The sequence below is a fragment of the Pandoraea sp. B-6 genome, assembly GCF_000282835.1.
Taxonomy (GTDB): Bacteria; Pseudomonadota; Gammaproteobacteria; order Burkholderiales; family Burkholderiaceae; genus Pandoraea; species Pandoraea cepalis.
This window is the reverse complement of the sequence record NZ_KB290546.1, coordinates 126,383-139,250: the sequence shown is the minus strand read 5'-3', so window position 1 is coordinate 139,250 and position 12,868 is coordinate 126,383. Positions and strand designations below refer to the sequence as shown.

Genomic DNA, 12,868 nt, shown 5'->3' with positions numbered 1-12,868 from the left:
GCGCGCGACGGCGTCCACCCGGTGCTCGCCCGCCTGTTCGCGTCGCGCGGCGTGGCCGAGACCGCAGAGACCGAAACGGCGCTGGCCCGGTTGATCCCCCCGACCCAGCTCAAGGGCGCGCAAGAGGCCGCCGCCTTCCTTGCCGACGCCATCGCCGCCGGCAAGCGCATGCTCGTGGTGGCCGACTACGATTGCGACGGTGCGACCGCCTGCGCCGTGGCCGTGCGCGGCTTGCGCATGTTCGGTGCGAAGGTCGAGTATCTGGTGCCGAACCGCTTCGAATACGGCTATGGCCTGACGCCCGAAATCGTGGCCTTGGCCGCGCAAGGCAAGGCGGGACCGCCCGACGTGTTGATCACCGTCGACAACGGCATCGCCAGCCTCGACGGCGTGGCCGCCGCGCAGGCGCTCGGCATCGAAGTCGTGGTGACCGATCACCATCTGCCGGGCAACGAATTGCCCAACGCGCGTTGTATCGTCAATCCCAACCAGCCGGGCTGCGCATTCCCGAGCAAGAACCTCGCCGGTGTCGGTGTGATGTTCTACGTTCTGCTCGCGCTGCGCGCCGAGTTGCGCACGCGCGGGGCGTTCGAGGCGCGCGAACAACCCCGGCTCGATACGTTGCTCGACCTGGTCGCGCTGGGCACCGTCGCTGACGTGGTCAAGCTCGACGCCAACAACCGCATCCTCGTGGCGCAAGGGCTGTCGCGCATGCGCGCCGGGCGCATGCATCCGGGCATCAATGCGCTTTTTCGCGCGGCCGCCCGCAATGCGCGTCAGGCGGGCAGTTTCGATCTGGGCTTCGGCCTCGGGCCGCGTCTGAACGCCGCCGGACGCCTCGCCGACATGTCGCTCGGCATCGAGTGTCTGCTGACGGACGACGACGCCCGCGCCTGGACGCTCGCGCAGGAACTCGACGCGATGAATCGCGAGCGCCGTGAGATCGAGGCAGGGATGCAGCAGGAAGCCCTGGCCGATCTGGCGCGCTTCGACCCTCGTGCCGCCACGACGCTGTGCGCGTTCAACGAGACCTGGCACCAGGGCGTGATCGGGATCGTGGCCGCGCGGCTCAAAGAAAAGTTCTACCGTCCGACCATCGTGTTCGCCCCCGGCGACGACGGCCAGATCAAGGGGTCCGGCCGCTCGATTCCGGGTTTTCACTTGCGCGACGCGCTCGATCTAGTCACCAAGCGCGAACCGGGTCTCATCGGCAAGTTCGGCGGTCACGCGATGGCCGCGGGCCTCACGATCGCTGCCGACGCCCTGCCGCGCTTCCAGTCGGCATTCGAAGCCGTGGGGCAGGCGTGGCTCGACGAGACGGCGCTCTCGCGCGTGATCGAGACCGACGGCGACATCGGCGACGAGTGCTTCGTGCCGCCCTTTGTCGCCCTGCTCGACGCACAGGTGTGGGGACAGGGTTTCCCGCCGCCCGTGTTCTCGGGCGAGTTCGACGTGCTCTCCCAAGCCATCCTCAAGGACAAGCACCTGAAGTTGCAACTCGGTCGCGGGCGCATGCGCTTCAACGCCATCTGGTTCAATCACGCCGATACCTTGCCGAGCCGGGCGCGATTTGCCTATCGGTTGGCCGCCGACACCTTCAACGGCGTCTCGCGCGTGCAGATGATCGTCGAGCACGCTCAGGGCTGACCGTCGGCGGCGCCAGGACCGCCTGTCTTGCGCGCGGACGGCGGTGGCCAGCCGTCCGGAACGCGTCATCCGCCCGGGAAAAGTGGGGAAACGGGGGCTTCGCTGCGCTATAATCCTCGTTTCCCCGAATTCGCCCCTGTCAAAGCTCATGGAAGCCGAACGCCTAAACGCACTTGAATCCCTGCTCGCCGACCTGCGCACCCGCGTTGGCGAGCTCAGGGGGTATCTTTGACTTCGATGTCAAGCAAGCTCGCCTGATTGAAGTCAACAAAGAACTCGAAGACCCCAACATCTGGAACGATTCCAAGCGTGCTCAGGCACTGGGCAAGGAAAAGAAGGCGCTCGACAGCATCGTCAGCAACCTGACCGAACTCGACGCCAGCCTTTCCGATACGCAGGAACTGTTCGAAATGTCGCGCGACGAGGGCGATGAAGACTCGTTGCTGGCGCTTGAGCATGACACGCAGGGTCTCGCCGCTCGTGTGGGCGAGATGGAGTTCCGCCGGATGTTCAACACCCCGGCCGACCCGAACAACTGCTTCATCGATATCCAGGCCGGCGCCGGCGGCACCGAGGCCAACGACTGGGCCGGCATGCTGCTGCGCCAATATCTGCGCTACTGCGAACGCAAGGGCTTCAAGGCCGAAGTGCTCGAAGTGTCGGACGGCGATGTCGCGGGCATCAAGAGCGCCTCGCTGAAGGTCACCGGCGACTACGCTTACGGCTATCTGCGTACGGAAACCGGCGTGCATCGTTTGGTGCGCAAGTCGCCGTTCGACTCGTCGGGCGGTCGCCATACGTCGTTCGCCAGCCTGTTCGTGTACCCGGAAGTGGATGATTCGATCGACATCGAAATCAATCCGGCCGACGTGCGTACCGACACGTATCGCGCCTCCGGTGCAGGCGGCCAGCACATCAACAAGACCGATTCCGCCGTTCGCCTCACACACATCCCGACCGGCATTGTCGTCGCCTGCCAGAACGACCGTTCGCAGCACCGCAACCGCGCCGAAGCGTGGGACATGCTCCGCTCGCGCCTGTTCGAACATGAAATGCGCAAGCGTCGTGCCGAGCAGGACAAGCTGGAGTCGAGCAAGACCGATGTGGGCTGGGGCCATCAGATTCGCTCGTACGTGCTCGACCAGTCACGCGTCAAGGACCTGCGCACCGGCGTGGAAACCGGTAATACCGGCAAGGTACTCGACGGCGACCTGGACGACTTCATCTCCGCGAGTCTCAAGCAGGGAGTGTAAGGAATGGCGTTTGTCCGCACGCTAGCCGTGTGGGGGGTGAGCGCGCTGTGTCTGCAGTGCGCCGCCGTTGCTGCCCCGGCCAGTACACCGGGCGCACCGGGAGCCAATCCCGAGACGGGACCGTACCTGCATGAATTGCTCAAGCGCCCGGACTTCTCGGGGGCCTATGCGCGCATCACCACGCCACGCAACGTTCCCGCGTGGGTGCGTCAGGGTGGCACATCGACGCCGTCGCAACGCGTGAGCGTCGCCGGCAAGCCCTGGTTGCTGGTGCAGAGCTGCAAGCCGCACGATTGCCCGAGCGAGTATGTCCACATTTTGTATGAGCCGCGCTCACAGGCGATCGCGGCGCTGTTCGTGCGGGACCCGAGTGCGGCGGCCAATGCTGGACCGCATCAGGACCGCACCGAATTGATCTGGCTGGGCACGCCCGACGGCTTGCTCAAGAATGCCCTGCTGCACACGCTGCGTTTTACCGAATAACTTCATCGCTCGCACCATGACCGATCACAATACTCCGGCCCACACGGGCACCCCGGCGGGCGACCTGCCGCACGACGACAACAAGCTCATCGCGGAGCGTCGCGAGAAACTGCAGGCGCTGCGTGCCAACGGCGTGGCGTTCCCGAACGACTTCCGTCCCGAACAGCACGCCGGCGACCTGCAGGCGCGCTATCAGGACGTGGACAACGAGGTGCTCGAAGCCGAGCCCGTCCCCGTGTCGGTGGCCGGTCGCATGATGCTCAAGCGCGTGATGGGCAAGGCCGCCTTCGCCACCGTGCAGGACGGCAGCGGTCAGATCCAGTTCTTCATCGGCCGCGACGACGTCGGCGCCGATGCCATGACCGCCTTCAAGGGCTGGGACATCGGCGATATCGTCGCCGCGACCGGCACGCTGTTCCGCACGCGCACCGGCGAACTGTCGGTCAAGGTGAAGGCACTGCGTCTGCTCGCCAAGGCGCTGCGCCCGCTGCCGGACAAGTTCCACGGCCTGTCCGACCAGGAGACGAAGTACCGTCAGCGCTACGTCGACCTGATCACCTCGCCCGAGACGCGCAGCACGTTCCGCGCCCGCGCGAAGGCCATCGCGTCGATGCGCAAGTACATGACGGACGCCGACTTCATGGAAGTCGAAACGCCGATGCTGCACCCGATTCCGGGCGGCGCCGCGGCCAAGCCGTTCATCACGCACCACAACGCGCTCGACATGCAGATGTATCTGCGTATCGCGCCGGAGCTGTATCTGAAGCGCCTGATCGTTGGCGGCTTCGAGCGTGTGTTCGAGATCAACCGTAACTTCCGCAATGAAGGCGTGTCGCCGCGCCACAACCCGGAATTCACGATGATGGAGTTCTACGCGGCCTACACGGATTACCGTTGGCTGATGGACTTCACCGAAGCGCTGATCCGCAACGCCGCACTCGACGCGCGCGGCACCGCGACCATCGAGTACCATGGCCGCGAACTCGATTTGTCCAAGCCGTTCCACCGCCTGACGATCGTCGAAGCGATTCGCAAGTACGCGCCCGAGTTCACCGAAGCGCAACTGGCCGACATCGAATTCGTGCGTGGCGCGCTGGGCAAGTATGGCGTGAAGGTCGATGCGCCGCAGTTCAAGAACGCGGGCCTCGGTGCGCTGCAACTGGCCCTGTTCGAAGAGACGGCCGAGAGCCAGTTGTGGGAGCCGACTTTCATCGTCGACTATCCGGTGGAAGTATCGCCGCTCGCGCGCGAGTCCGATACCGTGCCAGGCATCACCGAGCGCTTCGAACTGTTCATCACGGGCCGCGAGATCGCCAACGGCTTCTCCGAGTTGAACGACCCGGAAGATCAGGCCGCACGCTTTCGTGCGCAGGTCGAGCAGAAGGACGCGGGCGACGAAGAGGCCATGTATTACGACGCCGATTACATTCGCGCGCTCGAGTACGGCATGCCCCCGACAGGCGGCTGCGGCATCGGCATCGACCGTCTGATCATGCTGCTTACCGACAGTCCGAACATTCGCGACGTGCTGCTCTTCCCGCACCTGCGCCGCGAAGACTGAGTCGTTTGGAACGGTTGGAACGCTTAGAAGGCCGGAACACCGCGATAGGCGGACGGCCACTCCCCATCGAGCCGCAACCAGGTGCGCGCGATGGGGAGAATCGCACCGCTCGCCGCCCCTTCCACCAATTGCCGTAACGCCAGCGACGACAGCGTTTTGGCATCGGTCGGAAACGCGAGAAGCAATGTGCGATTGACGGGGACGGCCGCAAAGTCTGTCACCTCGAAATGCTCGACCATCGACTGGTAGAGATTGCCCAGCACCAGGCCGCCAGCCGGTGCCATCCAATTGCCGCGACAGCCGGCAATCGGCGTGCCGTCGTCGAGTCGCGCAATGCCGAACTCGAAATGCCCCGCCTTCCATGCGCGCGCGAGATTCGACGCGGCTTGCGCAAATGCCGCCTCGAACGTCAGACGGGCCGCGCGCAAATCCTCGCCCTGCAGCCGGCGCAGTCCAGCCGTGCCATCGAGCACGAGCGTCACGAAAACGTCGTCCGAAAACGGTTCGCTGACCTCCCCTTGCGGATCGTGGACGTCGACCCACGCGCGTTGTACCACGTACGGATAGAGGTGCGCGTGGCTTGCGGCGTCGAGCGGGGTATCCAGCGGCGGCAGCGTATCGATCATGGCGTTGGGACGAATCGGCAAGAAGGACGTTGACGGACAATGCGTGCCATTATGCGCGCGGCGCGACTTGTTTCAATTGTGATGACAACCGCGTACGATGACGGCGAAGCGCCCCGTCAACCGAGAAAAAACTTCATATTTTTCAATGAATTAGCAGTCAGTCGAAGGGCACTCGCCTGGGACTGCCGCGATGCACATCTTACATCGCGTTACAAAATGAAACGGATGCCGGGCCTGCCATGACGGAGACTTTTCTCATGCGAAGCCTCCCGTGCCTGTCAGCACGAAGAATGGGGTTCGCGACAACCGCACGATGGAGAAAAACCACATGAATAACGAACTTCAACCGCGCCGCATGCATCCGCTGGTCGCTGCCGCAGCCGGCAGTATCGTGGTCGTCAGCCTGCTCGGCGTTGCCGCCATCACGGGCGTGCTCCCTGTCGCCAAAAGCACCGACGGCCCCGCAACGACCGTCGATCATTCGCAGTACGCGCTGACGTCGGCCCAACAGCCGTCTTCGAACGCGATGCGCAGCGCGCAGGTGACGGAGCAGCCGACCCAGCAGCAGGCCCAGCAGACGCAATACGCGCCGCAGCAAGCTCAGTACGCGCCGCAGCGGGCGCCGGCACAACGGGCGCCGGCGCCTCAGCCGTCATATACCCAATCCTCGGCCGCCCCCGCACAGCGTCAGGCGGCGACATGCTCGACGTGCGGCACGGTGCAGTCGGTGGAACCGATCAGCACGCAAGGTCAGGCCTCGGGCCTGGGCGCCGTCGGCGGTGCCGTTGCTGGCGGCCTGCTCGGCAACCAGTTTGGCGCGGGTAACGGCCGCACCGCGATGACCGTGGTCGGCGCGCTGGGCGGCGGTCTGGCCGGCAACGAAGTCGAGAAGCGCGTTCGCTCCGAAACCGTGTATCGCGTGTACGTGCGCATGGATACCGGCAAGACGCGCTACTGGACCTATCAGTCCGCCCCTGGCGTGCAGCCGGGGGATCGCGTGCGGCTCGAAAACAACGGGCTGGTGCGCGCGGGCTAAGGGCGTGGGATCCGCGTGACCCCGTTCGTGCCGCAACGGATCTCGCGTTAACGCAAAAGCCGCTCGTCATGAGCGGCTTTTGTCTCTGCGGCAGCGTCGCGCGCCCTGCGCGATCGTCGGGTCAGACCTCGTCGATCCACGCCATCTGAATCGCTTCGAGCACCTTCTCACCGGCACGGTCAGGCGCGTCGTCAAAGCCGTCGAGCGCCATCACCCACTGATGCAGGTCGGTAAAGCGCACGTATTGTGGGTCGATGTCGGGATGCGCCTCGGTAAGCGCAATCGCGATGTCCTGAATGTCGGTCCATTTCATGGGCAGGGTCCTCTTCTTCTGACGTGTCGCCACGCAACGCCAAACGGCGTCGATCAGTGGCTTTCCTTGGCGTGATTGATCGTGTACTTCGGAATCTCGACGACCAGATCGGTGTCGGCGGGCATCTTCGTCTGGCACGACAGGCGCGACGTCGGCTCCAGGCCCCAGGCTTTGTCGAGCAGATCCTCTTCCTCGTCTTCGGCCGGCTCCAACGCCTCGAAACCCTCGCGCACGATCACGTGGCACGTGGTGCACGCACACGACAACTCACACGCGTGTTCGATTTCAATGCCGTTGTCCAACAACGCTCTGCACACGGTGGTGCCGGTCGGAACGTCCAGCACCGCGCCCTCGGGGCACAGCTCGACGTGAGGCAATACAACAATTTGAGGCATGGCTTTGGCTTTCCGTGTGTGTCTTACAGTTTGTCGATGTCCGCCACGCGCCGGCCGGCCAGCGCCGCGCGGATGCTCTTGTCCATGCGGCGCGCGGCAAACGCGTCGGTCGCATGCGAGAGCGTTTCGGTCGCCGTCTTGATGGCAATCTGATCGTCGCCGGACGCCTTCTGGCGCAACTCGGCCAGCAAGCCGTCGATCTGTGCGCGCTCGTCGGCGTCGAGCAGTTCCGGGTCCGCCTGCAAGGCGCTGTCGATCGCGACCAGCAGACGCTCGGCTTCCACTTGCTGCTCGCGCAGCGCACGGGCGCGCATATCCGCTTCGGCCGAACCGAAGCTGTCTTGCAGCATGCGCGAGATATCGTCGTCCGCCAGACCGTATGACGGCTTGACCTCGATAGAGGCCGCCACGCCCGAGTGCAACTCCTGGGCGGAGACGGAGAGCAGCCCATCGGCGTCGACCTGATACGTCACGCGAATACGTGCCGCGCCGGCCGTCATCGGCGGAATGCCGCGCAATTCGAACCGGGCCAGCGAACGGCAATCGGACGCCAGCTCACGCTCGCCTTGCAGCACATGAACGGCCATCGCCGTCTGTCCGTCCTTGAACGTGGTGAATTCCTGCGCACGCGCTACGGGAATCGTGGCGTTACGCGGAATGATCTTCTCGACGAGGCCGCCCATCGTCTCGACACCGAGCGACAGCGGAATCACGTCGAGCAGCAGCCAGTCGTCACCTTCCGCCTGATTGCCGGCCAGCAAATTCGCCTGCACGGCAGCGCCGAGCGCCACCACCTGATCCGGATCGAGATCGATCAGCGGTTCGCGTCCGAAGAAGGTCGCGACCGCGGCACGCACTTGCGGCATGCGCGTGGCGCCGCCGACGAGCACGACGCCCTTGACGTCGTCCGGGCCCATGCCGGCGTCGCGCAGCGCCTTGCGCATCGGGCCGATTGTGCGTTGCACGAGCGGCGCGCCCAGCGCCGTGAATTGGTCGCGCGTGAGCGTCAACGCGAGGTTGCGCTCGCCAGACAGCGTCAGGGCGATCGTCGTTTGCTCGGCGTCGGTCAACGCTTCCTTGGCGGTGCGCGCGTGATCGAGCAAGCCGCGCACATCCTCAGGCGTGAGCGAAGCCGCGTCGAGACCGGCCTCCGCCACTGCCCAGCGGTAGATCGCCTGATCGAAGTCGTCGCCGCCAAGCGCAGAATCGCCGCCCGCCGCGAGCACTTCGAACACGCCCTTCGTCAATCGCAGAATCGAGATGTCGAACGTGCCGCCACCCAGGTCGTAGACCGCGTAAAGGCCTTCGGCCGCATTGTCGAGACCGTAGGCGATCGCGGCCGCCGTGGGCTCATTGAGCAGACGCAACACATTCAGGCCGGCCAGACGCGCGGCGTCCTTGGTGGCCTGACGCTGCGCGTCGTCGAAGTACGCGGGCACGGTGATCACGGCGCCCACCAGATCGTCGCCGAGCGTGTCTTCGGCGCGCTGACGCAACGTGGCGAGAATTTCGGCAGACACTTCCACCGGGCTCTTGACGCCGCCGGCCGTCGTCATCTGGACCATGCCCGGCGCGTCGACGAAATCGTACGGCGCGTTGTCGGCATGGGCAACATCGGCCAGACCCCGGCCCATGAATCGCTTGACCGAGACGATGGTGTTGCGCGGATCGCTGGCGGCAGCCGCACGGGCGTCGTAGCCGATCTGGGTACGGGGACCGCCCAGATAGCGCACGACGGACGGCAGCAGCACGCGGCCCTGTTCGTCCGGGAGCACTTCGGCCACCCCGCTACGTACAGAGGCCACGAGCGAATGCGTCGTGCCCAGGTCGATGCCCACGGCGAGTCGCCGCTGATGCGGCGCGGGGGACATGCCGGGTTCGGAAATTTGCAGAAGGGCCATGACTTTGCAATGCGGGCGACGCGCTTGCGCGGCCGCCCTGTTCTCAAGCAGTTCTCAATGACATGTGACGGCGCCGCACCGGGCCGTCACGCGTTTTCCAGCATTTCGATGCGCTGCGCGATGTCTTCGTCGGCGCGCGCAATGAACATCAGTTGCCGCACGGCTTCGGCGGCCGGTTGCCAGGCCTGGCTCTCGAGCCAGTCGCCCAGCTTGGCGAGCCGCACGCGACGATCCTCGCGCAACGATTTGGCAAGTGTTTCAAGAGCGCCGATATTGCGCGCGTCCACGGCGTCGTCGATGGCTTCGCGCCACTCCATCTGCTGCATCAGGAAATCGGGGGCCATCGCGGTGTTGTTCTCCGCGCCCACATCGATGCCCTGCAGCGTGAGCAGATACGTCGCGCGTTGCAGCGGGTCGCGCAGCGTGCGGTAGGCGGCGTTCGCCTGCGCGGCCCATTGCATGGCCACGCGGCGCTCGGCATCGCTCGCACTCGCGAATCGATCTGGATGCACGCGCGATTGCACGGCTCGGTAGGCCGCGTCGAGCGCGTCTGCGTCGAGCGCAAAGCGCTGCGGCAGATCGAACAGCGTGAAGTAGTTGTCAGTCAATGCACTCATCGCGCACTCATCATCCATCCAGGGCGCCCATGCGAGGGGACGTCGCGCCATGCGCGCCATGCCACCCATCGTCGGCCCGTAAAAAAAGCGGCTCGCGCCGCCTGGTTGCCTACGCTGCTGCTTCGGCGCCGAACCGTCCGACGGTTCGGCGACCTATTTCGCTGCCATGGCGACCGCCGCCAGGCGAGGCCCACCGCCTCACGCATCGGGCGGCTCGCCGCGCTCACATTTGCGGCAGCGCAACCGGCTACCGAGCATCGCGTCGCGGCCTGTCGCGCTTTGCGTCCATGTCCGGATCTGCCACGGGGGAAGATGCCGGACATGTTGCCCATGCCCGCACGCCAGACGCGCGACCCATTGGCCTTCGTCGTCCTGCCGGAACCCGACGATCTCGCGCAACGGCGCAGTGTCAGATCCGGAACGACTCGCCGCAGCCGCACTCATCCTTGACGTTCGGATTGTTGAAGCGAAACCCTTCGTTCAAGCCTTCGCGCGCGAAGTCCAGCTCCGTGCCATCGATATACGGCAGACTCTTCGGATCGACGATCACCTTCACGCCGTGGCTCTCGAAGACCGTGTCCTCGCCCGCCACGTCGTCGGCGTATTCCAGCTTGTAGGCCAGGCCCGAGCAGCCGGTCGTCTTCACGCCCAGCCGCAGGCCCACGCCCTTGCCGCGCCGCGTCAGATAACGCGAAACGTGCTGCGCGGCCTTCTCGGTCAATGTAATGGCCATGGTTGCCTGATTCCTTTATCCGTCGTACCGCTTACGCAGCCTTGGCCGGCTCGGCCGTCTGGCCGTGCTTCTGCTTGTAGTCGGCCACGGCCGCCTTGATGGCGTCTTCGGCCAGAATCGAGCAGTGAATCTTCACCGGCGGCAGCGCCAGCTCCTGCGCGATCTGGGTGTTCTTGATATCGAGCGCCTGATCGAGCGTCTTGCCCTTGACCCACTCGGTGACCAGCGACGACGACGCAATCGCCGAGCCGCAGCCGTAGGTCTTGAACTTGGCGTCTTCGATCACGCCGGCTTCGTTCACGCGAATCTGCAGCTTCATCACGTCGCCGCACGCCGGTGCGCCGACCATGCCCGTGCCGACGGCGTCATCGCCCTTTTCGAACGAACCGACGTTGCGCGGGTTTTCGTAGTGATCCAGAACTTCCTTGCTGTAAGACATGGCTAACTCCTTGAATGCTCAGTGTGCGGCCCACTGGATCGAATTCAGATCGACCCCGTCCTTGTACATTTCCCACAGCGGCGACAGATCGCGCAGCTTGCCGATCTTGGCCTTGAGCAGATCGACCACATAGTCGACTTCCTGCTCGGTCGTAAAGCGACCCACCGTGAAGCGAATCGAGCTGTGCGCCAGTTCGTCGTTGCGACCCAGCGCACGCAACACGTACGACGGCTCCAGCGAGGCCGACGTGCACGCCGAGCCCGACGACACCGCAACGTCCTTGATCGCCATGATCAGCGACTCGCCTTCGACAAAATTGAAGCTGATGTTCAGGTTGTGCGGCACACGCTTTTCCATGTCGCCGTTCACATACACTTCTTCCATTTCCGTCAGACCGCGCAGCAGACGATCGCGCAGCATGCGCACACGCTCGTTCTCCGTCGCCATCTCTTCACGCGCCAGACGGAACGCCTCGCCCATGCCCACGATCTGGTGCGTGGCGAGCGTGCCCGAACGCATGCCGCGTTCGTGACCGCCGCCGTGAATCTGTGCCTCGATGCGCACACGCGGCTTGCGACGCACGTACAGCGCGCCGATGCCCTTCGGGCCATACGTCTTGTGCGCCGAGAACGACATCAGGTCGACCTTCAGTTTGGCCAGGTCGATGGGCATCTTGCCCGTGGCCTGTGCGGCGTCGACGTGGAAGATGATGCCCTTCTCGCGGCAGATCTCTCCGAGCGTCTCGATGTCCTGGATGACGCCGATTTCGTTGTTCACGGCCATGATCGACACGAGAATCGTGTCCGGACGCAGCGCGGCCTTGAAGACGTCGAGATCGAGCAGACCGTCGTCCTTGACATCCAGATACGTGACTTCGAAGCCTTCGCGCTCCAGCTCGCGCGTTGTGTCGAGCACGGCCTTGTGTTCGGTCTTCACCGTGACGAGGTGCTTGCCCTTGCCTTGGTAGAAGTGCGCCGCGCCCTTGATGGCGAGGTTGTTCGACTCGGTGGCGCCCGACGTCCAGACGATCTCGCGCGGATCGGCGTTCACCAGCTTGGCGACTTCCTCGCGTGCCTCTTCCACGGCCTGCTCGGCAGCCCAGCCGAACGAGTGGCTGCGCGATGCCGGGTTGCCGAACTGCTCGCGCAGGTACGGCAACATCTTGTCCACGACGCGCGGGTCAATCGGCGTCGTGGCGCTGTAATCCATGTAAATGGGGAGGTTGAGGGTGTCGTTTTTCATGGGTGCTCCAGGATCGTGCCGTGGCGCCAGTTAAGAACGGGCCATATCGAAGACCGAATTGGGAATGCGCGTGGCAATGGTCTGGCTGGGTGTGCCGGACTCGCGCGTGTCGTGCAGCACGGCCTGTTGGGCCTGCTTGCTGCGCTGCTGCTCGACGAGGTCGCGCAGCGAAACCGAATCGAGATACTCGACCATCTTCTGGTTGAGCGTTGCCCACAGCTCGTGCGTCATGCAGTGGCCGCGATGGCCGTCCTGGCCCTTCTCGCAATTGCCCTTGCTGCCGCACTGCGTGGCGTCGAGCGGTTCGTCGACCGCGATAATGATGTCCGCGACCGTCACCTCTTCCGCGCGACGCGCCAGACTGTATCCGCCGCCCGGCCCACGCACGCTCTCCACGATCTCGTGGCGGCGCAGCTTGCCGAACAACTGTTCCAGGTAAGAGAGGGAAATCCGTTGACGCTGACTAATGCCCGCAAGCGTCACGGGACCCGCGTCCTGGCGCATGGCCAGGTCGATCATCGCCGTGACGGCGAAACGGCCTTTCGTGGTAAGTCTCATGAGGATGCAGGGGATTAATCTCGACTATTTTCGTCAAGTATAAATTCCCTACGAAATCAGTCAA

15 protein-coding genes are annotated in these 12,868 nt (G+C 64.6%); 5 read left to right on the top strand and 10 right to left on the bottom strand.

Going from position 1 to position 12,868, the window contains the following annotated elements; translation table 11 throughout:
• The 4 genes from recJ to lysS all read left to right on the top strand — a co-directional run.
• On the top strand, window positions 1-1,647 hold a 1,647-nt coding region (gene recJ, locus A985_RS0119070; protein ID WP_017234975.1), incomplete at its 5' end, for a single-stranded-DNA-specific exonuclease RecJ.
• A gap of 148 nt (window positions 1,648-1,795) precedes the next feature.
• Window positions 1,796-2,900, top strand: a protein-coding gene (gene prfB, locus A985_RS0119065) for a peptide chain release factor 2 (RefSeq protein ID WP_174975058.1) whose coding sequence is annotated in 2 segments (ribosomal slippage) — window positions 1,796-1,867 and window positions 1,869-2,900 — 1,104 coding nt in all. Because the reading frame shifts where the segments join, the coding sequence is not laid out codon by codon here.
• Window positions 2,901-2,903: 3 nt separating this feature from the next.
• On the top strand, window positions 2,904-3,383 hold the full coding sequence (locus A985_RS0119060) for an Ivy family c-type lysozyme inhibitor (protein ID WP_017234973.1): 480 nt from the start codon (window positions 2,904-2,906) through the stop codon (window positions 3,381-3,383).
• Window positions 3,384-3,399: 16 nt separating this feature from the next.
• Entirely contained in the window at window positions 3,400-4,944 is a 1,545-nt protein-coding gene (gene lysS / locus A985_RS0119055) for a lysine--tRNA ligase (protein ID WP_017234972.1), read from the top strand.
• A 23-nt stretch (window positions 4,945-4,967) separates the two neighbouring features.
• Here lysS and A985_RS0119050 read toward each other — a convergent pair whose 3' ends face one another.
• Window positions 4,968-5,570 (bottom strand): hypothetical protein, encoded by a 603-nt coding sequence (locus A985_RS0119050; protein WP_017234971.1) that lies wholly within the window; start codon window positions 5,568-5,570, stop codon window positions 4,968-4,970.
• Between the two features lie 328 nt (window positions 5,571-5,898).
• On the opposite strand from A985_RS0119050, the gene A985_RS0119045 reads away from it, so the two are divergent.
• Window positions 5,899-6,606 carry a glycine zipper 2TM domain-containing protein gene (locus A985_RS0119045; RefSeq protein WP_017234970.1) on the top strand — a complete coding sequence of 236 codons (708 nt, stop codon included), beginning with the start codon at window positions 5,899-5,901 and terminating at the stop codon, window positions 6,604-6,606.
• Window positions 6,607-6,727: 121 nt separating this feature from the next.
• Here A985_RS0119045 and iscX read toward each other — a convergent pair whose 3' ends face one another.
• The 9 genes from iscX to iscR all read right to left on the bottom strand — a co-directional run bounded on the left by iscX (window position 6,728) and on the right by iscR (window position 12,804).
• On the bottom strand, window positions 6,728-6,919 hold the full coding sequence (gene iscX / locus A985_RS0119040) for a Fe-S cluster assembly protein IscX (RefSeq protein WP_017234969.1): 192 nt from the start codon (window positions 6,917-6,919) through the stop codon (window positions 6,728-6,730).
• 53 nt (window positions 6,920-6,972) lie between these two features.
• Window positions 6,973-7,314 (bottom strand): ISC system 2Fe-2S type ferredoxin, encoded by a 342-nt coding sequence (fdx, locus tag A985_RS0119035; protein WP_017234968.1) that lies wholly within the window; start codon window positions 7,312-7,314, stop codon window positions 6,973-6,975.
• Between the two features lie 23 nt (window positions 7,315-7,337).
• On the bottom strand, window positions 7,338-9,215 hold the full coding sequence (gene hscA / locus A985_RS0119030) for a Fe-S protein assembly chaperone HscA (protein ID WP_017234967.1): 1,878 nt from the start codon (window positions 9,213-9,215) through the stop codon (window positions 7,338-7,340).
• A gap of 86 nt (window positions 9,216-9,301) precedes the next feature.
• Window positions 9,302-9,832: a Fe-S protein assembly co-chaperone HscB gene (hscB, locus tag A985_RS0119025; protein ID WP_017234966.1), complete on the bottom strand. Its 531-nt coding sequence runs from the start codon at window positions 9,830-9,832 to the stop codon at window positions 9,302-9,304.
• Window positions 9,833-10,030: 198 nt separating this feature from the next.
• On the bottom strand, window positions 10,031-10,276 hold the full coding sequence (locus tag A985_RS27710; RefSeq protein WP_083902366.1) for a DUF3565 domain-containing protein: 246 nt from the start codon (window positions 10,274-10,276) through the stop codon (window positions 10,031-10,033).
• Entirely contained in the window at window positions 10,242-10,565 is a 324-nt protein-coding gene (gene iscA, locus A985_RS0119020; protein ID WP_017234965.1) for an iron-sulfur cluster assembly protein IscA, read from the bottom strand. The genes A985_RS27710 and iscA overlap by 35 nt, the downstream gene beginning before the upstream one ends.
• Before the next feature lie 31 nt (window positions 10,566-10,596).
• Window positions 10,597-11,004, bottom strand: a complete 408-nt coding sequence (gene iscU / locus A985_RS0119015; protein WP_017234964.1) for a Fe-S cluster assembly scaffold IscU — start codon at window positions 11,002-11,004, stop codon at window positions 10,597-10,599.
• Window positions 11,005-11,022: 18 nt separating this feature from the next.
• A complete protein-coding gene (locus tag A985_RS0119010) occupies window positions 11,023-12,246 on the bottom strand; it encodes an IscS subfamily cysteine desulfurase (protein WP_017234963.1) in 1,224 nt (407 codons plus the stop codon).
• Between the two features lie 30 nt (window positions 12,247-12,276).
• A complete protein-coding gene (gene iscR / locus A985_RS0119005) occupies window positions 12,277-12,804 on the bottom strand; it encodes a Fe-S cluster assembly transcriptional regulator IscR (protein ID WP_017234962.1) in 528 nt (175 codons plus the stop codon).
• Window positions 12,805-12,868 lie beyond the last annotated feature (64 nt).

Excerpts from the sequence above, each read along its gene's own strand:
- lysS (WP_017234972.1), top strand. The coding sequence starts at position 3,400 with ATGACCGATCACAATACTCCGGCCCACACGGGCACCCCGGCGGGCGAC.
- A985_RS0119050 (WP_017234971.1), bottom strand. The coding sequence starts at position 5,570 with ATGATCGATACGCTGCCGCCGCTGGATACCCCGCTCGACGCCGCAAGC.
- fdx (WP_017234968.1), bottom strand. The coding sequence starts at position 7,314 with ATGCCTCAAATTGTTGTATTGCCTCACGTCGAGCTGTGCCCCGAGGGC.
- iscA (WP_017234965.1), bottom strand. The coding sequence starts at position 10,565 with ATGGCCATTACATTGACCGAGAAGGCCGCGCAGCACGTTTCGCGTTAT.
- hscB (WP_017234966.1), bottom strand. The coding sequence starts at position 9,832 with ATGAGTGCATTGACTGACAACTACTTCACGCTGTTCGATCTGCCGCAG.
- A985_RS0119045 (WP_017234970.1), top strand. The coding sequence starts at position 5,899 with ATGAATAACGAACTTCAACCGCGCCGCATGCATCCGCTGGTCGCTGCC.
- iscX (WP_017234969.1), bottom strand. The coding sequence starts at position 6,919 with ATGAAATGGACCGACATTCAGGACATCGCGATTGCGCTTACCGAGGCG.
- A985_RS0119060 (WP_017234973.1), top strand. The coding sequence starts at position 2,904 with ATGGCGTTTGTCCGCACGCTAGCCGTGTGGGGGGTGAGCGCGCTGTGT.
- A985_RS27710 (WP_083902366.1), bottom strand. The coding sequence starts at position 10,276 with ATGAGTGCGGCTGCGGCGAGTCGTTCCGGATCTGACACTGCGCCGTTG.
- iscU (WP_017234964.1), bottom strand. The coding sequence starts at position 11,004 with ATGTCTTACAGCAAGGAAGTTCTGGATCACTACGAAAACCCGCGCAAC.
- hscA (WP_017234967.1), bottom strand. The coding sequence starts at position 9,215 with ATGGCCCTTCTGCAAATTTCCGAACCCGGCATGTCCCCCGCGCCGCAT.
- iscR (WP_017234962.1), bottom strand. The coding sequence starts at position 12,804 with ATGAGACTTACCACGAAAGGCCGTTTCGCCGTCACGGCGATGATCGAC.
- A985_RS0119010 (WP_017234963.1), bottom strand. The coding sequence starts at position 12,246 with ATGAAAAACGACACCCTCAACCTCCCCATTTACATGGATTACAGCGCC.